General features: G+C 65.3%; 15 protein-coding genes and 1 pseudogene. 8 read left to right on the plus strand and 8 right to left on the minus strand.

Annotated elements, in window-relative coordinates; translation table 11 throughout:
- Nucleotides 1-84 precede the first annotated feature (84 nt).
- The gene (locus tag XalbCFBP2523_RS13475; RefSeq protein WP_045766504.1) at nt 85-717 is read right to left on the minus strand and encodes a tetratricopeptide repeat protein; all 633 of its coding nucleotides are present in this window, start codon (nt 715-717) and stop codon (nt 85-87) included.
- A 181-nt stretch (nt 718-898) separates the two neighbouring features.
- Between XalbCFBP2523_RS13475 and XalbCFBP2523_RS13480 the strand changes: the two genes are divergently transcribed.
- Entirely contained in the window at nt 899-4,492 is a 3,594-nt protein-coding gene (locus XalbCFBP2523_RS13480; RefSeq protein ID WP_045766505.1) for an indolepyruvate ferredoxin oxidoreductase family protein, read from the plus strand.
- Between the two features lie 26 nt (nt 4,493-4,518).
- Here XalbCFBP2523_RS13480 and XalbCFBP2523_RS13485 read toward each other — a convergent pair whose 3' ends face one another.
- From XalbCFBP2523_RS13485 to XalbCFBP2523_RS13495, 4 genes are all read right to left on the minus strand, one after another.
- Nucleotides 4,519-5,121, minus strand: coding sequence for a DUF938 domain-containing protein (locus XalbCFBP2523_RS13485; protein WP_045758508.1), 603 nt, complete (start codon nt 5,119-5,121; stop codon nt 4,519-4,521).
- A gap of 33 nt (nt 5,122-5,154) precedes the next feature.
- On the minus strand, nt 5,155-5,325 hold the full coding sequence (locus XalbCFBP2523_RS16415) for a PIN domain-containing protein (protein ID WP_155393159.1): 171 nt from the start codon (nt 5,323-5,325) through the stop codon (nt 5,155-5,157).
- Between the two features lie 109 nt (nt 5,326-5,434).
- Entirely contained in the window at nt 5,435-6,250 is an 816-nt protein-coding gene (locus XalbCFBP2523_RS13490) for an EcsC family protein (RefSeq protein ID WP_196296879.1), read from the minus strand.
- A gap of 87 nt (nt 6,251-6,337) precedes the next feature.
- A complete protein-coding gene (locus tag XalbCFBP2523_RS13495) occupies nt 6,338-7,738 on the minus strand; it encodes an MFS transporter (protein ID WP_045766858.1) in 1,401 nt (466 codons plus the stop codon).
- A 372-nt stretch (nt 7,739-8,110) separates the two neighbouring features.
- Here XalbCFBP2523_RS13495 and XalbCFBP2523_RS17220 point away from each other — a divergent pair, with 372 nt between their 5' ends.
- Complete coding sequence (locus XalbCFBP2523_RS17220) at nt 8,111-8,629, plus strand: lysozyme inhibitor LprI family protein (RefSeq protein WP_230599185.1); 519 nt, start codon at nt 8,111-8,113, stop codon at nt 8,627-8,629.
- A 261-nt stretch (nt 8,630-8,890) separates the two neighbouring features.
- Here the strand turns inward: XalbCFBP2523_RS17220 and XalbCFBP2523_RS13505 are convergent, their stop codons facing one another.
- From XalbCFBP2523_RS13505 to XalbCFBP2523_RS16420, 3 genes are all read right to left on the minus strand, one after another.
- Entirely contained in the window at nt 8,891-9,364 is a 474-nt protein-coding gene (locus XalbCFBP2523_RS13505) for a hypothetical protein (protein WP_045766506.1), read from the minus strand.
- Between the two features lie 87 nt (nt 9,365-9,451).
- Nucleotides 9,452-10,114 carry a PAQR family membrane homeostasis protein TrhA gene (gene trhA, locus XalbCFBP2523_RS13510; protein WP_045766860.1) on the minus strand — a complete coding sequence of 221 codons (663 nt, stop codon included), beginning with the start codon at nt 10,112-10,114 and terminating at the stop codon, nt 9,452-9,454.
- Between the two features lie 222 nt (nt 10,115-10,336).
- Complete coding sequence (locus XalbCFBP2523_RS16420; RefSeq protein WP_146084088.1) at nt 10,337-10,567, minus strand: hypothetical protein; 231 nt, start codon at nt 10,565-10,567, stop codon at nt 10,337-10,339.
- A gap of 47 nt (nt 10,568-10,614) precedes the next feature.
- Between XalbCFBP2523_RS16420 and XalbCFBP2523_RS13515 the strand changes: the two genes are divergently transcribed.
- The 6 genes and pseudogenes from XalbCFBP2523_RS13515 to XalbCFBP2523_RS13540 all read left to right on the plus strand — a co-directional run bounded on the left by XalbCFBP2523_RS13515 (nt 10,615) and on the right by XalbCFBP2523_RS13540 (nt 22,104).
- Nucleotides 10,615-13,104 carry a DEAD/DEAH box helicase gene (locus tag XalbCFBP2523_RS13515; protein ID WP_045766507.1) on the plus strand — a complete coding sequence of 830 codons (2,490 nt, stop codon included), beginning with the start codon at nt 10,615-10,617 and terminating at the stop codon, nt 13,102-13,104.
- Nucleotides 13,052-14,186: pseudogene (locus XalbCFBP2523_RS13520) on the plus strand (ribonuclease H-like domain-containing protein); the annotation flags it as partial. The gene XalbCFBP2523_RS13515 and the pseudogene XalbCFBP2523_RS13520, both read left to right, overlap by 53 nt.
- 281 nt (nt 14,187-14,467) lie before the next feature.
- Complete coding sequence (locus XalbCFBP2523_RS13525; RefSeq protein ID WP_045758510.1) at nt 14,468-14,863, plus strand: I78 family peptidase inhibitor; 396 nt, start codon at nt 14,468-14,470, stop codon at nt 14,861-14,863.
- A 189-nt stretch (nt 14,864-15,052) separates the two neighbouring features.
- A complete protein-coding gene (gene gltB / locus XalbCFBP2523_RS13530) occupies nt 15,053-19,510 on the plus strand; it encodes a glutamate synthase large subunit (protein WP_012917587.1) in 4,458 nt (1,485 codons plus the stop codon).
- A gap of 52 nt (nt 19,511-19,562) precedes the next feature.
- Nucleotides 19,563-21,038, plus strand: coding sequence for an FAD-dependent oxidoreductase (locus tag XalbCFBP2523_RS13535; RefSeq protein WP_012917588.1), 1,476 nt, complete (start codon nt 19,563-19,565; stop codon nt 21,036-21,038).
- Nucleotides 21,039-21,228: 190 nt separating this feature from the next.
- Nucleotides 21,229-22,104, plus strand: coding sequence for a methylglyoxal synthase (locus XalbCFBP2523_RS13540; RefSeq protein WP_012917589.1), 876 nt, complete (start codon nt 21,229-21,231; stop codon nt 22,102-22,104).
- Nucleotides 22,105-22,267 lie beyond the last annotated feature (163 nt).

A 22,267-nucleotide genomic window follows, 5' to 3' on the forward strand; every position in this document is an offset into this window, starting at 1 on the left:
GGTTACGCTGCCACTTGCACGCAGGCGGCGTGGCCACAGCGGCGACGGTGGCTAGCACCGCGCCGCGCGCCGCCATGTCGCGGCTCAAGGCCAGGCCGGCGGCGCAGCCTGCCAGGCAGCGTGGACATCGGCCAGCGTGGCGCGCTCGGCGGCGCGCCAGTTCGGTAGCAAGGCGGCGAAATCGGCACCGCCACCCCATTTATCCGGCCAGGTACGGACGGCGGCAGCGTACCACTTGACCGCTTCGTCCTTGCGCTGCAAGCGCCACAGGACCAGTGCCAGGGTCGGCGGGATCCAATCCGGCGCGGCTGGATGGCCGTTGATCAGCCCACTCCATTGGTTCAAGGCGCCAGCTGGATCGCCGATGCGCAGCAGGCTCCAGCCGTAATTCCACGCCATCTGGCGACGCTGCGCACTACCTGAGAGCCCTTGCAATGCCTCTTGGTACAGCTGTTTGCCCAGTTCCTGGTGGCCGTCCGTCATGGCGATAGCGGCCAGTTGCGCGCACGCCTCGCTCGTACCCGAGCCCGCATACGAATTGCGCTGCACTGTATTGGCAAGACGCTCCACCAGCGCATCGCCAGTGCCAGCAATAGCAACCACCGGACGCGTGGTGCTGGCGTCTTGATCGAAATAGAACTCTTTCGGTGCCGGCAACGCTTGCGCCTGCGCACCTGTCATACCAACTGCCCCGATGCAAGCCAGCACTGCGGCCATGACCCGTGCGTATATCTTCACTACTGAAACCCCTTGGAGTTCGTCTCCTCCCTTTTGCCCCATCCTAACCGCCCGCAATTCCACGAGCGAGCGCCTGCTTGCAAAAACGCGACTGATACAATCATAAGCGCGCGCACGGTAAAGCATGACGCGCGTCAGCCTTTCATCCTTGGGCAAGTACATGAACCGCATCGCCGATTCGCGTCCGTCGTCCTCTCTCGCCACTGCGGCCGCCGATGGCGTGGATGCCAGCTATACGTTGGAAGACAAGTACACCCGCACCGAAGGCCGAATCTATCTATCCGGCGTGCAGGCGCTGGTGCGCCTGCCGCTGATACAACAGTTACGCGACCGTGCTGCCGGACGCAACACCGGCGGCTTCGTCAGCGGCTACCGCGGCAGTCCGCTGGGCGGTTTGGACCTGGAGTTGTGGCGCGCGCGCAAGCATTTGGACGCGGCCAACGTGGTCTTCAGACCCGGCATCAACGAAGACCTGGGTGCGACCATGGTGTGGGGGACGCAACAGACCAACCTATTCCCCGGCGCACGCGTGGATGGCGTATACGCCATGTGGTACGGCAAAGGCCCTGGCGTAGACCGCTGCGGCGACGTGTTCAAACACGGTAATGCCGCCGGCACCTCGCCTCATGGTGGCGTGTTGGCAATGGCCGCCGATGACCATGCCTGCCGCAGCTCGACCCTGCCGCACGGCTCGGAAGACGAGTTCGTCAGCGCGATGATGCCAGTGCTCAACCCGGCTGGTGTGCAGGATATCCTCGACCTGGGCCTGCTCGGCTGGGCGATGAGCCGCTATACCGGGCGCTGGATCGGCTTCAAGACCATCGCCGAGACGGTGGAATCCTCGGCCTCGGTGGAGGTTGACCCCTTCGCACGGCGGATCGTGCTGCCGGAAGATTTCGCGCTGCCGCCGGGCGGGCTCAGCATCCGTTGGCCAGATCCGCCGCTGGACCAGGAAATGCGCCTGCACCGCTACGCGATCGGTGCCGCGCAGGCCTTCGCCCGTGCCAACGGCATCGACCGCATGGTGATGGACGCGCCGCAGGCGCGACTGGGCATCGTCACCACCGGCAAAAGCTATCTGGACGTGCTGCAAGCGTTGGAGTACCTGGGCCTGGACGCGGACGCTTGCGCGCAGATCGGTATCCGCCTGTACAAGGTCGGCATGACCTGGCCACTGGAACCACTGGGCATCGCCGCGTTCGCGCGCGGGCTGCAGGACATCGTGGTGGTGGAGGAAAAGAAGTCCTTCATCGAGCGGCAGATGAAGGAACAGTTGTACGCCTGGCCAACCAACGCCGGCCCCCGCCCGAGCATCATCGGCAAGTACGACGAGGCCGGCGAATGGATCCTGCCCTCCACAGGTGAACTGACCCCGGCCACCATCGCTGGGGTAATCGCCAAGCGCATCCAGCGCCTGCCGCAATCCAATGCGATCGACACCGCGTCGATCGAACAACGACTGCAGTGGATGGCGGCCAAAGAAACGGAACTGGCCCTGCCGCGTGTCGACTTCACCCGCGTCCCGCACTACTGCTCCGGCTGCCCGCACAATACCTCTACGGTCGTGCCAGAAGGATCACGTGCCATGGGCGGCATCGGCTGTCACTACATGGTGACGTGGATGGACCGCGCCACCGACACCTTCACCCACATGGGCGGCGAAGGCGTGACCTGGTCCGGGCAATCGCCGTTCACCGACACCGCACACGTCTTCCAGAACCTGGGCGATGGCACCTATTTCCACAGCGGCTCGCTGGCGATTCGCCAGTCGATCGCCGCCGGGGTCAACATCACCTACAAGATCCTCTACAACGACGCCGTGGCGATGACCGGCGGACAGCCGGTGGATGGCACACTCAGCGTGCCCGACATCGTCCGGCAAATGCAGGCCGAAGGCGTGCGCACCATCGTCGTGGTCAGCGACGAGATCGGCAAATGGACGCGGCGGCGCGAGCTGTTCCCCAGCGAGGTCGAATTTCACGATCGCAGCGAGCTGGATGCGGTGCAGCGGCACCTGCGCGAGGTCAAGGGCACCAGCGTGCTGATCTACGACCAGACCTGCGCCACCGAAAAGCGACGTCGGCGCAAGCGCGGCACGCTGCCTGATCTGTCCAAGCGGGTGCTGATCAATTCGCTGGTGTGCGAAGGCTGTGGCGATTGCGGCGAGAAGAGCTTCTGCGTGTCGGTGCTGCCGAAGGAAACCGAGTACGGGCGCAAACGCCAGATCGACCAGTCCAATTGCAACAAGGATTTTTCCTGCATCTCCGGTTTTTGCCCCAGCTTCGTCACCGTGCACGGCGGGCAGTTGCGCAAAGGCCGCCAGATCGACGCCTCCGCATTACTGGAGCATCTGCCAGAACCCACGTTCCACAGTGACCTGACGCAACCCTGGAACATCCTGATCACGGGTGTCGGCGGCACCGGCGTAGTCACCATCGGCGCGTTGCTCGGCATGGCTGGACACTTGGAAAGCAAAGGCGCCAGCGTGCTCGACCAGACCGGCCTGGCGCAGAAGGGCGGCGCCGTCACCACCCACGTGCGTCTGGCGTGCCGGCCCGAGCAATTGCACGCCGTGCGCATCGCCGCTGGCGAGGCCGACCTGGTGTTGGGTTGCGACATGGGGGTGGTCAACGACTACTGGGTCCTGTCCAAGATGCACGGGGAACGCTCCCAGGTCGTGCTCAATACCTACGAGGCGATGCCCGGCAGCTTTACCACGCATCCGGACATACACTTCCCCGCCGCCGAGATCGTCGCCAGCGTGCGCCTGGCCCTGCGCGGTCGCGAGCCCTTGCTGCTCGATGCCACGGAATTGGCCACGGCGCTGCTTGGCGACGCCATCGCCAGCAATTTGTTCATGCTTGGCTACGCTTGGCAGCACGGTTTGGTGCCCCTGTCGCATGCGGCCTTGATGCGCGCCATCGAGCTCAATGGCGCCGCCGTGGCGATGAACCAGCAAGCCTTCGCCTGGGGCCGGCGAGCGGCGCTGGATCTACCTGCGGTGCAACGCGCAGCCGGAAGATCCAAGGTCAACGATGCCGCCGATACCGATGACGCCAACCCCGCACCGCTGGACGACAGCCGCCTGTCGCACTCGCTGCACGAACGGATCGCGCGTCGCCACGTCTTCCTGATCGATTACCAGGATGCCGCCTATGCCGCACGCTACACCACCCTGGTGGAACGCGTGCGCGCCACCGAACAGCGCATCGCTCCGGCTTCGACCGTGCTGACCGAAGCGGTGGCGCGCTACGCCTTCAAGCTGATGGCCTACAAGGACGAGTACGAAGTGGCACGGCTGTACACCAGTGGCGAATTCCAACGGCAGGTCCAAGCCCAGTTCGAGGGCGATTACACACTGCAGTTTCATCTGGCGCCCCCGCTGCTGGCTGCCAAGGACGCACAGGGACAGCCGCTTAAACGCGCTTACGGGCCATGGATGTTCACCGCGTTCAAGTGGCTGGCCAAGCTGCGCCGGCTACGCGGCAGCCGCTTGGACGTCTTCGGCTACAGCGCCGAACGCCGCGGCGAACGCCAGCTCATCGCCGATTACATCGCCACGGTGGACGAACTGCTACAACGGTTGCAGACGGACAACCTTGCGCTGGCGGTGCAGATCGCCAGCATCCCCGAACACATTCGCGGCTATGGTCATATCAAGCAAGCGCACCTGGACGAAGCCAAACAACGCAAAACACAGTTGCTGGCGACGTGGCGCAACCCCAAGGCGCTGCACATTGTGCAGACGAACTGACCCGTCCGCGGGCGCGGACACGTGGCTCAGCCGCGCCGCCAGACCAGGCAGCGATTGTTGGCCGGCATCGTTGCATCTTCCTGCAGCGCCAGACCCTGCGCATGGGCGAGTGCCATCACCGCCTCTACATCGCGCAGACCGCTGGCGGGATCGCGTGCCTTCAGCCAAGCGTCGAACACGCGGTTGCTCTCGCTGGTGAACACACCGCCGACGTTGAACGGCCCGTACACCACCAGCGTCGCCCCAACACAATCGGCGAACAATCGCCCGACGCCGGCGAAGAATGCCTGCACCGCCGCCCAGTCCATGATGTGCAGGGTATTGGCGCTGAACACCGCATCGTAGCCGGCCACCGGCCATGGCCCTTCGCATACGTCCAGGCGCAAGGCAGGCGGCGTGTTCGGCAATGCCGCCGCCTCCAACCATTGCGCGATACCGGCGAGGTGTTCGGGGCGCTCGCTGCATTGCCAAGTCAACTGCGGCAACGCCGCGGCGAAATGCACCGCATGCTGACCAGTGCCGCTACCGATCTCCAGCACACATTCGCGATCGGCGAAGTGCCGACGCAGCACGTCCAGGATTGGTCCACGGTTGCGCTCGCAGGCCGGCGCAAACGGCTTCTCGCTCATCGTGTCCGCTCTCCCAGTCGCTACGCATTCGCCTCACCCGCACGAGCGCACGAAGATGCGCTTGCCGCTGGCTACGCCGTACTTGGCCATGGCCACTTCGGCCAACAGACCTTCGATCACCGACGGCTCCGCGTTGTCGACATCGATCAGCAAGGCCAGGCGCGGCGGATCGTCCTCGGTTTCGGCGCTGTTGCGAGAGTTCATGGCAAGGCCCTGCAAAAATCGGATGCGGCATGACGTCATGATCCCAAGAAGAACGGGGACGGCGCGACACGCTGCCTCTGTGCCCGCACAGGTCCTGCGCGACCAGCACTCAACGCTGCGCCGGCAACGCCTCGTAAGCCTGGCGCACCGCCGCCTCGCCATAGCGGCGTTCCAGCCGGCGCACGATGAAATGCCCGCGCGCCAGCGCCTGAAAATGCGCAATAAACACGGCGTTGAGCAGCGCGCCGCTGGCCGCGCCGACCAGTGGGACCGCCTGCGCCGCGAACTTCTCACTGACCGTCACCGAGAATTTGGCGGCGATGCGCGAGAGCACCGACACCAGCACCGGTGCGCCCTTGCTGCCGAGTCCGTGCGCGGCTACGTACTGCGCGGCAGCACCGAGTTGCTGTGCCATCGCCGCACGCACCGCGAAATAACCGGATTCGCTGTCCTCGTCCTGGCGAGACCCGCCATGCGCCAGCACCTCCAGACACGCCAGCGTGGTGGCTGGATCGTCCAGGCGCTCGCCTTCGGCGCGGGCGATATCGGCAATCGAACGCAGCATCAACGTCGTGGTCAACGGCAACTCCACCACGAGCCCAGGCAGACCGAAGAAGCCACCAACCGCGCCGGTCGCGGCCACCGCCGCCCCATGCAGACGCGGTCGCGCCTTGCCTGGCGCCTCCTGCACGCGCAGGGTCAGCAACGCCGAGCGCAACGCCACGCGCAACGCACGTTGACTGATTGCCTCCACGCGTGAGGACAGCACGCGCGGCAAGCGTTTGCTGAGCAAGTGCTCGATCGGCGCACCGACCGCATTGGCGATTTTCGCCGCCAGTCCGGGATGTTCGAGCAGCGCCCGCGCCTGCGCCAGGTCGCGGTGGTCGTCGGCATCCAGGGCGGGAACGGGAAAATGCGAGGTCATGGCCGCAAGACTCCTGGCAAGGGTGTACGACAGCATGCACCACGCCGCGCAGTGCGGCTGTGGACAAAGACGGTGCGGACACGTGGCCTAAATCCGTTCCAATGAGCGGTTGCGAGTGACCGGGCCGAACACGCCGACCACCAACGCCGCGATCAGCATGCTGGCGACGATGCAAGCCAGCACGGGGCCGACACGCTGACCCGTGTTATCCATCAAAAAGCCGATCAACAGGCTGCTAAACGCCGTGGACAGACGGCTGAAGGAATAGCAGAAGCCCACCGCACGGGCACGCAAAGCCGTGGGGAACAATTCGGCCTGATAGCCATGGTAAGCGAAACTCATCCACGCATTGCAGGCGGCAATCGCCGCGCCGCACGCAATAATCGTCAGCGGCTGACTCTGCCATGCGAACAGCGTGCCGAACAGCACCGCCCCCAGCGCCGATACCACCACCTGCGCCTTGTTCTCCCAACGCTGGGCGAAGCGCAACAACAACAACGGTGCCAAGGGATACGCCAACGCAATCGCAAAGGAATAACCCAGGCTGTGCACGCTGTCCGCACCTTGCTTGGCCAGCAGCTTCGGCAGCCAATTGCTGAAACCGAAGAAGCCCACCGCCTGGAACACATGGAAGCCCACCAGCATCAGCATGCGGCGTCGGTACGGCACTTGCCACAGCGCCGCGAAGCGCGGCGGCGGTGCAGTCAGCGCCGGCTCCGGTTCCGGGGCCGGCAGCGCACGCCCCAGATCGGCGCTGCAACGCGCTTCCAGTTCGATCAATACGGTGTCGGCCTCGACCTGCCGGCCTTGCGTCGCCAACCAGCGCGGCGACTCGGGCAGCCGGCTACGCAACCACCACACTGCCACGGCGAAGCCGCCGCTGAGCAACACCACCCATCGCCAGCCACTGATGCCCAAAGGCGCATGCGGCACCAACAACCAGGCGCTCAACGCCACCGCCGGCACTGCCAGGAACTGCAGGCAGAAGGCGAAGGCGAATGCCGCACTGCGCATCTGTCGCGGCACCAGTTCCGACAAGTAGGTATCGATGGTGACCAATTCGATGCCCAGGCCGATACCGACTACACCGCGCCAGAGGATCACGCCCAGCGCACTGTGCTGCAGGCCCATCGCCACGGTGGCGATGCAGTACCAGAGTAGTGCGAAGGTGAACACCGGGCGGCGCCCGAAGCGGTCAGTGAACGGGCTCAACACGCTCGCACCGACGAACAGGCCCAGAAACGTCGCCATCCCGAAGGCGCCCTGGTCGGAAGTGCCGAATACACCCGCCGCTCCCTCGGCGAAGATGCCATCGTGCAGCAGGCCGGGGCTGATGTAGGCGGTCTGGAACAGATCGTAGAGTTCGAAGAATCCGCCTAGCGCCAGCAACCCGACTAGACGCCACAGCGTCCGGGTCGGCGGCAGGCGCTCCAGGCGGGCCGCGACGTGCGCGACGGAATCGGCGACAGAAACGACAGGATCGCGCATGGGCATATACCAGTGGGGGAGGTGGGCGCCTGCGGCCAAGCTCGCGGCGCCGACGCATGCTGCCCGAGACCGTGTGACCGCCGCCACTTCCAAATGCAAGAAATGCTGAACAGAGCGGATCGACGTTCAGCGCAACGTCGGGTTACCACGGCGCATTGTTGCCAGAGCAGCTGCAATCCCAGGCGCAACGTTGATCAAGGCGAATGATGGGGTGCGGTCGATGCCTTCGACGGACGCGGCCTGTCGTCCTTTGCACCGCGTCATGGCGGTGCCATGATGCGCTCCTTAGCCTTATGCTTGGCGACAAGTAACCCGCATGCCGACGAGGTTGCGTGGCAGGATCGGGATGCTGGACTTTTAAGGAGAAGGACGATGCGCAACAGCAACGCAATCGCACGCCACCGGGTGGTGTGGGCCTTTATCTTCATGACCGTAAGCGCCTGTGGTACCGCGGCCGCACAACAGTCCGCAGCACAGGCGCAGGCACTGCTGCTGCAGCAAACTCAACAAATCCAGCAAATGCAACAACAGATGCAACAGGTGCAGACCGAACAGGCATCCAACGGTCTGTCCGCGGCCTATCTGGAATGCCGCAAACAAGCCACTGGCCTGGATGAACGGCGCCGCTGCATCCAGCGCGAACAGCGCGTGCAGCAGGATCGCCTGGATCGCGCTTACGACACGTTGCGTTACCGCCTCAGCGGCAGCGATCGCGCCAAACTGATAGACGCGCAATACACCTGGCAACAATCCAACGCGCAAGGCGAGGCGCTGGACAAGGCACTGAATCGGCGCAGCCAGGAAGCAACTCTGCAGAACGCCGAGGCCAATCTGCGGCGGATCGGTGCCCGCGCCGACCAACTCGAAGGCTACGCACGCTCCGGGCACTGAGGGCGCAGCACGTCTACGTCGGCCAACGCGCCATCGCAGGAACTCTCCGCTGCGACATCGCGAGCGCATTTTGAATACACCGCCGCAGGCCCATTCGTGCATGCGGACGCCTCAAACGACGAAAATATCCGAAGGCCGCCTGCGGCTGGAGCAGATGCACACCGCGCTTGCCCATGCCACCGCCGCATGAAGCCGAACAGAACCGCGCACGACCAGCGGTCATGCAGAGTCGGGCGTTACGAGAAAAGCGCACGATGTGCGTCACTGCCCCGGATCGCAGCCCGCATCCTGCTGCGCGCACAGTTGCGTGGCACGGCGCAGCTGCGCCGCGCTCAACTGCGGTGGCGGGCGCGCCGTGGCGGTCTGGATCTGATCCGGCGCACCGGTCAACGTGTGCAGCCCCTGAGCCGTCTTGCCCGCGAGGTAGTAGACGCCCTGCACCAAGTAGCCGCCGCTCAGGCTGACCTGCTCCACCGAAGGCGGCGGCCGCCAGTCCTTGTCGAACGGATTGGGCTTGAGGTCGACCGGATTCTTGAATCGATACAGATCCAGCGGCTGGCCCTCGTCCGGCGGCAACGCCTGCACTTCCCCCAGGGTCTGAATATCCGGCGGCGCGCTACTGACCTGCAATGGGTCCGCCGCGGCGGGCGTAGGCACGGCCTGCTGCTGCGCATGCGCCGACACGCAGGCGGCAAAGAACATGGCAACGATGACCAAACGGATCGGTTTGCCCATCGCATCCGCTCCTTCCACGGTGGTCACTGACAGGCGTCGAGCTTACGTTTGTCGGCGCACGGCCACTAGCACGCCACGCTCTCGCGTTCATGTCGGCGACAGCGGACGCACGCACAACCAGATGGCATACCAGTGCGCCAATGCGCCACCGAGTACATGGGCATGCCAGATCGCGCGGTTGTACAGCATCGATTTGCGCACGTAGAAGGCGACGCCCACCGTGTAGATCGCGCCGCCGATGGCGATCAGCCACAACACGGAGCTGTCCAGCTCCGCCATGATCGGTTTGGCCGCCGCCATTCCGGCCCAGCCCAACAGCATGTAGATCACGACCCAGAAACCCTTGGCCAGGCCGGGCAGAAACAGTTTGGCGAACACACCGAACAACGCCACACCCCACACCGCCAACGTCATCGACCAGACCCAGGCACCGGACAGGGTCAGTACGAAGAGCGGCGTATAGGAGCCGGCGATCATCACGAAGATGCCCGCGTGATCGAACTTACGCAGCAACGGTTGACGCAGCGGCGAGGCGAAGTTGTACGCCGCCGAGCAGGCGAACATGGTCAGCAACCCCAATGCATACACGCAGGTGGCAAGCAGCAAGACGTCGTTAGCATGCGCGCGCCAGACCAGCAGCGCGCCGCCAACGCTGGCCAGCAACAGGCCGGCGGCATGCACGATCAGGTCGGCACGGCGCGCGGCGGCGGTGCGATAGTGCGGGACGGAAGCGGAAGCCAATACGGACAAGAGGATCTTCGGCGCGCCCAGAGGCAGCGCCGCAATGCTGGAGGAATGCATAGGATACCCGCCCCGCCCTGACACGCAGCACCGCGAAGCCGGACCGGCGCGGCATCCGCACAACGACCGAGCACGCCGCGCGCTGCGCGTTCGAGATCTGCGCCACGTCGGCATGCAACCTGGTGTCGATACACACGGTCAACCACCACAGGCCAGCGCCTATGGTTGGGATCACTTGTCGATGGCGTAAAACGTGTCGAGTACGTCGATGGATCGCCTGTTGCCTGCTGACGAGGGACCGCGCTCGCTGCCTTCGTGCTCAAGGTTCTTTTTCCATTGACGTACTTGCTCTCTCAACTTGCGCGCATAGGTCTTAAGCTCGGAGGGCGTCACTCCACCGTGCTCCTGCCAGAAGGAGGCTTCGACCGGTGTGCGGAACGCGCCATCTTCCTTGCGTCTCACACGCTGAGACGCACTCCTGGTGTCCTGTGACGCTTTGGAGTTCAGTCATGGTCTACGCACTCGCACCACGCACCGAGAACGCCGAGCGCGCCCTCTCCACCAACGGCGGGTTGCCTTCGCGCGACGGCGCGCTGCTGAGCATGCGATTGCAACAGCGCTACGCCGATCGCATCACCGGTCGTTTCACGATCCCTGGCCATGCCGGCCGCTATGCGCCGATTCCCGACGCTGTGCCGCCGGCGCTGGCCGCCGCGTTGCGCGCACGCGGCATCCAACAGCTTTACAGCCACCAAGCCGACGCCTGGGAGGCCGCCCAGCGCGGCGCGCACGTGGCCATCGTGACGCCGACCGCGTCGGGCAAATCGCTGTGCTACACCCTGCCGGTGGTGGCCGCGGCGATGACCGCGCAGGCCAAAGCGCTGTACCTGTTCCCGACCAAGGCGCTGGCGCAGGACCAAGTCGCCGAACTGCTGGATCTCAACCGCGTCGGCACGCTGGGAGTGAAGGCCTTTACTTTCGACGGCGACACCCCGGGCGATGCGCGTCAGGCGATCCGTGTGCATGGCGACATCGTGGTCAGCAATCCGGACATGCTGCATCAGGCGATCCTGCCGCACCACACAAAATGGGCACAATTCTTCGAGAACCTGCGCTACGTGGTGATCGACGAAATCCACAGCTATCGTGGCGTGTTCGGCAGCCACGTCGCCAATGTGTTGCGCCGGCTCAAGCGTATCTGCGCGTTCTATGGAACCAGGCCACAGTTCATTTTGTGCTCGGCCACCATCGGCAATCCGCACGCGCACGCCGAGGCACTGATCGAGCAGCGCGTGCATGCGATCACCGATTCCGGCGCACCCACCGGCGACAAACATGTGTTGCTGTGGAACCCGCCGGTGGTCAATCCCGACCTGGGCCTGCGTGCTTCGGCACGCTCGCAGAGCAACCGCATCGCGCGCATCGCGATCAAGTCCGGGCTGAAGACCCTGGTGTTCGCGCAGAGCAGGCTGATGGTGGAAGTGCTGACCAAATACCTCAAAGACATCTTCGACCACGATCCGCGCAAACCGCCACGCATCCGCGCCTACCGCGGTGGCTACCTGCCAAGCGAACGCCGCGAAGCCGAGCGCGCCATGCGCGCTGGCAGTATCGATGGCATCGTCTCCACCTCGGCGCTGGAGTTGGGCGTGGACATCGGCGCGCTGGACGTGGTGGTGCTCAACGGCTACCCCGGCAGCGTCGCCGCCACCTGGCAGCGCTTCGGCCGCGCGGGCCGCCGCCAGCAAGCCGCGCTGGGCGTGCTGGTGGCCAGTTCGCAACCGTTGGACCAGTACGTGGTGCGGCATCCGGATTTCTTCGTCGACGCCTCTCCCGAGCACGCACGCATCGCTCCGAACCAGCCGCTGATCCTGTTCGACCACATTCGTTGCGCTGCTTTCGAGTTGACCTTCGTTGCCGGCGAGGCGTTCGGGCCGGTAGATCCGAGCGTGTTTCTAGAGGCGCTGGCCGAAAACGACGTGGTGCATCGGGAAGGCGAGCGCTGGGAGTGGATCGCCGACAGCTATCCGGCCAACGCGGTCAGCCTGCGCTCGGTGGCCGACGGCAACTTCGTGGTCGTGGACAGAACCGACGGCAAGCAACAGATCATCGCCGAAGTGGACTACTCGGCCGCCGCGCTCACCCTGTACGAAGGCGCCATCCATATGGTGCAGAGCGCACCGTACCAGGTGGAGAAACTGGACTGGGAAGGACGCAAGGCCTACGTCACCCGCACCCACGTGGACTATTACACCGACAGCATCGACTTCACCAAACTCAAAGTACTGGACCGCTTCGACAGCGCAGCCGCCGGACGCGGCGACGCACACCATGGCGAAGTGCACGTCGTACGCCGCGTGGCCGGCTACAAGAAGATCCGCTACTACACCCACGAAAACATCGGTTACGGTCCGGTGAACCTGCCCGACCAGGAACTGCACACCACCGCGATGTGGTGGCAGGTGCCGCAGGCCACCCTGCTCAACGCGTTCGCCTCCAAGCAGGACGCACTGGATGGCTTTCTCGGCGCGGCCTACGCGCTGCACGTGGTCGCCACGGTGGCGGTGATGGCCGACGCGCGCGACCTGCAAAAGGCGGTGGGCGATGGCGACGGCGCCTGGTTCGCCGTGGCCGATGGCAAAGGCCGCGGCCAGGTGCGCGGCGGGGACAACGGCGCCCCCTCCAACATCGAACTGCAACAGTTCGTGCCCACGGTGTATCTGTACGACAACGCCCCCGGCGGCGTGGGCCTGAGCGAACCGCTATGGGAACGCCAAGCGGAACTGGTGCAACGTGCGCGCGAATTGGTGCAAGGGTGCGACTGCGTGGCCGGCTGCCCGGCCTGTGTGGGCCCAGTGCTAGCCGCACAGGAAGCCGGCGTGGCGACACCCAGAACACTGGCGCAGCAGGTACTGCAATTGCTGCTGGACAACACGGCAGTGGATGGCGGCGACACCATCGAGGACGGCACCGATACGCTGCCGGAGTGGAGCGCATGAACATCGGCCTGGACCGCTTGCGCGCACTGCGCAGGCAGGCAGGCGCGGCAAACGCGGAGCCGCCGCGTGCGCGGTTGTCGGAGTCCGCTGACAGCGCGAGCACCGGCAAGGCGCCTGCGGCGCCCATCGCCGGGCCAGCAACCGCACATGACGTCAGGGCCGCACAATCACCCGCAGCCGCCACCGATCCGCAGGTGCCTGCGCCACGCGCGCATGGCAGCGCCGCCGAGGTCGCCGAAGCACCGCCCATCGCCATCGCTCCATTCGAGCGCGGCGGCCGGGATATCACCGCGCTGCGACGTCTAGTCGACCTGCGCGAACGCACGGTCGTCCCCGCCACCGCCGCACTGCGCAGGTCGTCGGGAACGCTGGACCGCCACCTGCCCGGCGTGGAAATCGCGCCTGGACTGCACCTGATCGAGTCGTTCCTGCCGCAGCCCATCCCTCGTATCGCGCTGTCGCTGGCCTTCGCCCGGCGCGAGGACGCGGTGGACCCGGCGAACCTGCTGTTCTTCGACACCGAGACTACTGGCCTGACCGGCGGCACCGGCACCCGCGCCTTCATGATCGGCGCAGCCGATTGGACCCTGCACCCAGCCGATGGCCCAGGCCTGCGCATCCGCCAGTTGCTGATGGCAAAGATGGGCGCCGAGAAAGCGATGCTGGAGACATTCGGCACCTGGCTGACCCCGACCACGGTGTTGTCCAGCTACAACGGGCGCAGCTACGACGCGCCACTGCTGAAAACCCGCTACCGGCTGGCGCGCTGCGCCGATCCGCTGTCGGCACTGGATCACTTGGATCTGCTGCATCCCACCCGGCGTCGCTATCGCGGCACCTGGGAGAACTGCAAACTCGCTACGATCGAACGGCAATTGCTGCGCATCGTGCGCGAGGACGATCTGCCTGGTTCCCAAGCGCCCGCGGCGTGGCTGCGCTATCTGCGCGGCGGTAGCGCACTTGACCTGCGCCGCGTCGCCGCGCATAACCATCAGGATGTGGCAACGCTGGCGCTGCTGCTGCAACGCCTGGTCTCCACCGAGACCGAAGCGCGGTCGACAGCCGGTCTCCCTCTGCCTTAGCGAACGGCGCATCATCAGACGACGCAGCGTGGAAGCAGTGCGGCGGGTCACTCGGCCGGACCGATCGTGCGTGGGCCATTCGGGGATAGCGGTGGAACCGGGCCCGTGTCCGCACGGCAGCACGCGGCCATGGTGAGACGCATCCGGATTTCGGATTGTCGACGACGTCGCCGCAAGACCACCGCAAACGCCGGTTAACGCGCGGCGAACGCCACGTGTCCGATGCTGCTGCCGTTATGCTGTCCATTCCTTTACATTGTCTCCATCCATCAGGAACTTCGATGAGTACATCCCTTTCCTCCCGTGCGTCCACGCGTGCTGGCTTGCTCGGCATCTCTTGCATGGCACTGGCCCTGGCCGCCTGCAACGCGCCGCCGCCGGACGAACAGGAACAGGTGACCGCCAAGGCCCAGGCCGCCGCGCAACAGGCGGCGGCGCCGGACCCGGCCAGCGCGCCGGAGGCGCCACCTGTGGGAAGCTGCGATGCCTCGCAGGCACAAGGCCTGGTGGGTCAGGCCGCCGAACCGGCGCTGCTCGATCAGGCCCGCAGCGACACCGGCGCCAAAAGCGTGCGCGTGCTCAAGCCGAATCAGCCGGTGACCATGGAATTCAACGGCGAACGCCTCAATATCGAGGTCGATGCCAAGAACCAGATTACCGGCGTGCGCTGCGGTTAAGCCGCCTGTTCAGACACCGCCACGGCGACGGCAGGGTCGTCGCCAATCCCGAGGTTGCAGTTGCAACTTTATATTGCGGCACCGCATCAACTGTGGTTTAGTCGATGTTCCGGTGACCTCAAGAAGCGCTCCATGCCAGAGCGGGGGCGAGTGTCGCCGCGTTCTTTCGGATCGCTTTCAGAGGCAGACATGGCCCCCCTCAACCACCACGGGCTCTATGACCCACAAGACGAGCGCGACGCCTGTGGTTTCGGCATGGTCGCGCAGCTCGACGACCAACCCTCGCGGACCTTGGTGGACACCGCCATCGCGGCGCTGTCGCGAATGACCCACCGCGGCGGCGTCGCCGCAGATGGCCTGACCGGCGACGGTTGCGGCCTGCTGATCCGCAAACCCGAGGTATTCCTGCGCGCGCTGGCCAGCGAGGCCGGCATCGCCATCGGCGACCACTTCGCCACCGGCCTGGTGTTCCTGCCGCGCGCCGATGCAAACGCCGCCGCACACTGCCGTCAGGTGCTGGAAGAAGAATTGCGCCGCGTCGGCGCACCGCCATGCGGCTGGCGGATTCCGCCGACCGACGACGCGGTGTGCGGGCAGTTGGCCAAGGACACCTTGCCGCGGATCGAACAGATCTTCGTCAATGCCAGCGACGAGCAGAGTACGGACGCCTTCGCCGTGGCCCTGTTCCTGGCGCGCCGCCGCGCCGAGCAGCGCCTGCGCGAGGTCGCCGATTTCTACGTGACCACACTCTCGCCCGACAGCATCAGCTACAAGGGCATGGTGCTGCCAGACAAGCTCAGCGCGTTTTATCTGGATTTGCAGCGTAGCGACCTGGCCTCCAGCGCCATCGTGTTCCATCAGCGCTTCTCAACCAACACCCTGCCGCGCTGGCCACTGGCGCATCCGTTCCGCTTGCTGGCGCACAACGGGGAAATCAACACCATCGAAGGCAACCGTCGTTGGGCACAGGCGCGCAGCAAGGTGTGGAAGACGCCGCGCTTCGACATCGCCGAATTCGACCCGGTGATTTCGATGCACGGCTCCGATTCGCAGAGCCTGGACAACATGCTCGAACTGCTGGTCGCTGGCGGCATGGATCTACTGCAGGCACTGCGCATCCTGATGCCACCGGCGAGCCAGTCGCTGGAGTTCAAGGATGCCGATCTGGCCGCGTTCTACGAGTTCCATGGGCTCAACGCCGAGCCGTGGGACGGTCCGGCGGGCATCGTCGCCTGCGACGGCCGCTACGCGGCGTGCATGCTCGACCGCAATGGACTGCGCCCGGCACGCTGGATGCTGACCTCCGACCGTCATTTCCTCGTCGCCTCCGAGGCCGGCGTGTGGGAACTGCCGGCCGAGCGCATCACCCGCAAAGGCAAGCTCGGCCCCGGCGAGATGATGGCCATCGACCTCAAGCGCGGCGACCTGCTCGACTCCGATGCGATCGACCGCATCAACCGCGGCCGTGCCCCATACAAGCAGTGGTTGCAACAAGGCGTGACCTATCTGCAGACCGAGCTGATCGATCCGTCGTTGGTCGAGGAACCGTTCGACGAGCGCACCCTGCGCAGCTACCACAAGCTGTTCCAGCTCAGCACCGAGGAAGTGGAACAGGTCCTGCGACCGTTGGCCGAGACCGAACAGGAAGCGACCGGCTCGATGGGCGACGACACCCCGATGGCGGTGCTCAGCCGCCACACCCGACCACTGTACGACTACTTCCGCCAGGCATTCGCGCAAGTCACCAACCCGCCCATCGATCCACTGCGGGAAGACTGTGTGATGTCGTTGACCACCCAGCTCGGCAGAGAGACCAACATTTTTCATACCGGTCCGGAGACGGTGAACCACGTCATCCTCAACTCGCCGGTGCTCAGCCAGCGCAAGCTGCGCCAGCTACTGAAGATGGAGCAGTACCAGCAGCACAACGCGCAGATCGACCTGTCATACAGCGTCGAGGAAGGGCTTGAAGCCGGGTTGAGGCGCATCTGCGCCGAGGCCGAGCAGGCCGCGCGCAACGGTAAAATCCTGCTGTTGCTGACCGACCGCTATCCGGTGCCGGAACGGCCGATGGCGCATGCACTGCTAGCCACCGGTGCGGTGCACCACCATCTCTCGCGCATCGGCCTGCGCTGCGACGTCAACCTGATCATCGAGACCGGCACCGCACGCGACCCGCACCACATGGCCTGCTTGTTGGGCTTCGGCGCCACGGCGGTGTATCCGTACCTGGCCTATCAAACGCTGTTCGACCTAGGCCGGCGCGGCATCCTGCTGCTGAAGAGCGACGGCGAACAAACCCAGATCGGCCGCAAGTACCGCAGGGGCATCTACAAGGGCCTGTCCAAGATCATCTCCAAGATGGGCATCTGCACGATCGCCAGCTATCGCGGCGCGCAGTTGTTCGAGATCGTCGGGCTGGACCCAGACGTGGTGGCGCTGTGCTTCCCGGAGACGAGCGCGCGCATCGGCGGGGTCGGTCTGGCGCGCCTGGACACCGAGGCACGGCAACTGGCCGCGCGCGCCTGGAACGACCTGCTCAAGCCAGAAGTGGGTGGCCTGCTCAAATACGTCCACGGCGGCGAGTACCACATGTACAACCCCGACGTGGTGCTGACCCTGCAACGCGCCACCCGCACCGGCACGCAGGCCGACTGGGCCGCGTATACCGCCGCAGTGCATGGGCGCCCAGCCTCGGCGTTGCGCGACCTGCTACAACTCAAGCGCGCCGAGACACCGACCCCGCTGGATCAAGTCGCCCCGGCCGAAGACCTGCTGCGACGTTTCGACACCGCCGCGATCAGCCTGGGCGCCCTGTCGCCGGAAGCGCACGAAGCGTTGGCGATCGCCATGAACCGACTCGGCGGGCGCAGCAATTCCGGCGAAGGCGGCGAGGATCCAGCGCGCTACGGCACCGAGAAACGCTCCAAGATCAAACAAGTGGCTTCCGGTCGCTTCGGCGTCACCCCCGAGTATCTGGTCAACGCCGAAGTGCTGCAGATCAAGATCGCACAGGGCGCCAAACCCGGCGAAGGCGGTCAACTGCCCGGCCACAAGGTCAACGAACTGATCGCGCGGCTGCGCTATGCGCGGCCCGGCATCGGCCTGATTTCGCCGCCGCCGCATCACGACATCTATTCGATCGAAGACCTGGCCCAGCTGATCTACGACCTCAAGCAGGTCAATCCGACCGCGCTGGTGTCGGTCAAGCTGGTCAGCCATGCGGGCGTGGGCACCATCGCCGCGGGTGTGGTCAAGGCAGGTGCCGACCTGATCACCGTGTCGGGCCACGACGGCGGCACCGGCGCCAGCCCGGTCAGCTCGATCCGCTACGCCGGCGTGCCGTGGGAACTGGGCGTGGCCGAGTCGCACCAGGCGCTAGTGGCCAACAATCTGCGTGCGCGCACCATTCTGCAAACCGACGGTGGCCTGAAAACCGGCCTGGACGTGGTCAAGGCGGCGATCCTGGGCGCGGACAGCTTCGGCTTCGGTACCGGGCCGATGATCGTGCTCGGCTGCAAGTACCTGCGCATCTGCCACCTCAACAACTGCGCCACCGGCGTTGCGACCCAGGACGAGCGCCTGCGCGCCAACCACTTCGTCGGCCTACCCGAACGCGTGGAGAATTTCTTCCGCCTGCTTGCCGAGGAAGTGCGGCAGTGGCTGTCGTACCTGGGCGTGCGTTCGCTCGACGACATCGTCGGTCGCACCGAGTTGCTGGAACAACTGCAGGTGTCGCCGCGCGAGGGCGTGCGTGTGGATCTGTCGCGGCTGCTCAAGGACATGCACCATGACGGTGGCCATTGCGCCGCGCAACGGCTGTACGAATCGCCGGACAGCCTGGCCACGCAGATGGACGGCCTGCTCGCCGACGCCATCGCGCACAAGCGCGGCGGCGAACACCGCTTCCTGATCCACAACACCGACCGCTCGATCGGCGCACGCCTATCCGGCACCATCGCCCGCACCCACGGCAACCATGGCATGGACGATGCGCCGCTGACCCTGCGCTTCCGTGGTTCGGCCGGGCAGAGCTTCGGCGCGTTCAACGCCGGCGGCCTGCATCTGGAATTGGAAGGCGAGGCCAACGACTACGTCGGCAAGGGCATGGCCGGCGGTCGCCTGGTGGTGCGGCCCCCACGCGGCGCGCGCTTCGAGGCGCGCAGCACCGCGATCATCGGCAATACCTGCCTATACGGCGCGACCGGCGGGGAACTGTTCGCCGCCGGTCGCGCTGGCGAGCGCTTCGCGGTGCGCAACTCCGGCGCGCTGGCGGTGATCGAAGGCGCCGGCGACCATTGCTGCGAATACATGACCGACGGCATCGTGCTAGTGCTGGGCAAGGTCGGGCTGAACTTCGGTGCCGGCTTCACCGGCGGCCTGGCCTACGTCCTCGATGTGGACCGCGATTTCGTCGACCGCTACAACCACGAACTGATCGACATCCATCGCATCTCCGCCGAAGGCTTCGAACGCCATCGCCAGCACCTGCACAAACTGATCAGCCGTCACCGCGAACTGACCGGCAGCATCTGGGCGCAGCAGATTCTCGACGAGTTCCGCGACTACGTCGGCAAGTTCTGGCTGGTCAAACCCAAGGCCGCCAGCATCGAGTCGCTGACCGAATCGCTGCGCCGCGCCGCCTGAGCGTCCACGCGCCGGCTGCCCCGCAATACGCCACGCTTTACGAGATCTTTCCATGAGCCGCAAGCAAGCTTTCCAGTTCCTCGACCTGCCCCGGCAGATGCCGCAACGCATCCCGGTGGAATTGCGCACCTCCGGCGACTGGAACGAGCTATACGGCAAGTTCGACAAGGCCGACGCGCAGTACCAGGCCGGGCGTTGCCTGGATTGCGGCAACCCCTACTGCAGCTGGAAATGCCCGGTGCACAACGCCATCCCGCAATGGCTGCAACTGGTGCAGGAAAACCGCATCGAAGAAGCCGCGGCGCTGTGCCACAGCACCAATCCGCTGCCGGAAGTGTGCGGTCGGGTGTGTCCGCAGGATCGTCTATGCGAAGGCAGTTGCACGCTGGAGGAATTCGGTGCGGTGACCATCGGCGCGGTGGAGAAGTACATCGTCGACACCGCGCTGCAAAACGGCTGGCGCCCGGATCTGAGCCAGGTCCAAGCGACCGACAAGCGCGTGGCCGTCATCGGCGCCGGTCCCGCCGGGCTGAGCTGCGCCGATCGCCTGGCACGTGCCGGCATCCAGGCAATGGTGTACGACCGCTACGAGCAAATCGGTGGCCTGCTGCAATTCGGTATCCCCAGCTTCAAACTCGACAAGAGCGTGATCGGCAAGCGCCGCGAGGTCCTCGAAGGCATGGGCGTGCAATTCCGCCTGGGCGTGGAGATCGGCCGCGACATCCGTCTGGAACACCTGCTCGACGAGTACGACGCGGTGTTCCTCGGCACCGGCGCCTACCGCTACACCGACGGCGGCCTGCCCGGCCAGGAGTTGCCCGGCGTGCTGCCAGCGCTGCCATTTTTGGTGCAGAACAGCCGCATCGTTGGCGGCAATGATCCCTGGGGCCGACCAATCGCCGGCTGGGAAGACAAGATCGCACTGCCGGACCTCAGCGGCAAACGCGTGGTGGTCCTGGGCGGCGGCGATACCGGCATGGACTGCGTGCGCAGTGCGATCCGCTTGGGTGCGAACAAGGTCACCTGCGCCTACCGCCGCGACGAAGCCAACATGCCCGGCTCCGCGCGCGAAGTGGCCAACGCACGCGAAGAAGGCGTGCGCTTCCTGTTCAACCGTCAACCGCTGGCGGTGGAAGCCAATGCCGCCGGCAATGTCGCAGGCGTGCGCGTAGTGCAAACCCGGCTCGGCGAACCGGATGCGCATGGGCGTCAGGCCGCCGTGCCGGTGGAAGGCAGCGAATCGGTACTGGAAGCGGACGTGGTCATCATCGCCTTCGGTTTTTCGCCCAGTGTTCCGGAGTGGCTGGCCGCACACGGCGTGGAGGGCAGCGCCAACGGCCGGATTCTTGCCGGCGGCGACGACCGCCTGCCATACCAGACCAGCAACCCCAAACTGTTCGCCGGCGGCGATGCCGTGCGTGGTGCCGACTTGGTCGTGACCGCCGTGGCCGAGGGCCGCGATGCGGCCGCCAGCATCGTCCAGTGGATCGGCAGCCACCTGTCAGTGGCCCGCGATGCCGCAGCCTGAGCGCAACGCATAGCAACATCCGAAAATGCCCGCGCTGCGGCCGTCAGTGCATAGGTCATCGCTAGGCCAATGCAGAGCTGCACGGTGCCCACCGTTTCCGGCAGGGACAAGGCGCCGGTACACAGGACGATTGAGTCTGCACTGTCATCCGGCGCAGACTATCGTCTCTCTATCCAACACGGATCGATGCATGCGCCTGGGCTTGGCCGCCAACCGATTACACCACGAGGGCGAGGACGCGGCCCTGTTCCGCTGGTTGCGTACCTGCGAGACCGGCATCCGCGAACTGCAGCTCGGCCTGCATGCTGTCGGCCGTACCCACGACGCAATCGTGCGCGCCGGCCTGCTGTCCCACTATGCAGGACTCAAGCGTTATCCGTTAGGTCGCGAAGGCGGGTTGATGAAACTGGTCGCCGAAGTGGTCGGGCTGGAAGGCACACAACGCACGCTTGACGGAGCGATTTATCTCATCGACCCCGTCGATCCGTCGTCGATCTTTCCCGAGGCGATTGCACTCAAGCGTCAATGCGTGATCCACGCCAAGCCCTTCATCTCCACCGTCGCCAGCGCTCGCGACTGGATCGAGATGGAGCGCATACATGCCGGACTGGCCGCAGACCCCGGTGCCGACGACCTGCACAGGCTGGAACAGCATACGCTGGCACTGATCGCGCACGACGCGATGAAACCACAGATGATCGCCTTCGCCAGCGAGCATTTCGATCTGCTGTCGCGCTTCGCTAACCGCGTCGCCACTGGTACCACAGGCCAACAGCTCAACGAATTAGCCTGGAGCCGTGGCTGGCCACAGGGCCAGGACTGGGTGCAGCGCTACCAAAGCGGTCCGATGGGCGGCGACGCACAGATCGCAGATCGTGTCCTGGAGGGGCGCTGCCACCGTGCGATCTTCTTCGAAGACCCGCATGTAGCCCGTCAGCACGAAGCAGACATACAGTTACTGGAGCGGGCGGTGGCGACGGTAAGTGATATAGCGGTGTGCATGAGTTCGCCATTGGTTGCTGGCCGGTGGGCTTCGGCAGCGCAAAAGCGAGCAGGCAGCGGTTGAGGAGAGAGATTGGCTGGGACAGTGCTTGGGGATTCGTGTTCAAGCACGTGTCTTATCAGCATTGTGGAGCGTTTGGCTTTTGATGGTGCAATAAAAAATCCCCGTCTTTTAGGGACGGGGATTAGGGGTGAAGCCCCTGGCGATGACCTACTCTCGCATGGCT

The organism is Xanthomonas albilineans, from assembly GCF_002939705.1.
Taxonomy (GTDB): domain Bacteria; phylum Pseudomonadota; class Gammaproteobacteria; order Xanthomonadales; family Xanthomonadaceae; genus Xanthomonas_A; species Xanthomonas_A albilineans.

Coding starts and splice junctions, on each gene's coding strand:
- XalbCFBP2523_RS13475 (WP_045766504.1), bottom strand. CDS start 717: ATGGCCGCAGTGCTGGCTTGCATCGGGGCAGTTGGTATGACAGGTGCG.
- XalbCFBP2523_RS13480 (WP_045766505.1), top strand. CDS start 899: ATGAACCGCATCGCCGATTCGCGTCCGTCGTCCTCTCTCGCCACTGCG.
- XalbCFBP2523_RS13485 (WP_045758508.1), bottom strand. CDS start 5,121: ATGAGCGAGAAGCCGTTTGCGCCGGCCTGCGAGCGCAACCGTGGACCA.
- XalbCFBP2523_RS16415 (WP_155393159.1), bottom strand. CDS start 5,325: ATGAACTCTCGCAACAGCGCCGAAACCGAGGACGATCCGCCGCGCCTG.
- XalbCFBP2523_RS13490 (WP_196296879.1), bottom strand. CDS start 6,250: ATGACCTCGCATTTTCCCGTTCCCGCCCTGGATGCCGACGACCACCGC.
- XalbCFBP2523_RS13495 (WP_045766858.1), bottom strand. CDS start 7,738: ATGCGCGATCCTGTCGTTTCTGTCGCCGATTCCGTCGCGCACGTCGCG.
- XalbCFBP2523_RS17220 (WP_230599185.1), top strand. CDS start 8,111: ATGCGCAACAGCAACGCAATCGCACGCCACCGGGTGGTGTGGGCCTTT.
- XalbCFBP2523_RS13505 (WP_045766506.1), bottom strand. CDS start 9,364: ATGGGCAAACCGATCCGTTTGGTCATCGTTGCCATGTTCTTTGCCGCC.
- XalbCFBP2523_RS13515 (WP_045766507.1), top strand. CDS start 10,615: ATGGTCTACGCACTCGCACCACGCACCGAGAACGCCGAGCGCGCCCTC.
- XalbCFBP2523_RS13525 (WP_045758510.1), top strand. CDS start 14,468: ATGAGTACATCCCTTTCCTCCCGTGCGTCCACGCGTGCTGGCTTGCTC.
- gltB (WP_012917587.1), top strand. CDS start 15,053: ATGGCCCCCCTCAACCACCACGGGCTCTATGACCCACAAGACGAGCGC.
- XalbCFBP2523_RS13535 (WP_012917588.1), top strand. CDS start 19,563: ATGAGCCGCAAGCAAGCTTTCCAGTTCCTCGACCTGCCCCGGCAGATG.
- XalbCFBP2523_RS13540 (WP_012917589.1), top strand. CDS start 21,229: ATGCGCCTGGGCTTGGCCGCCAACCGATTACACCACGAGGGCGAGGAC.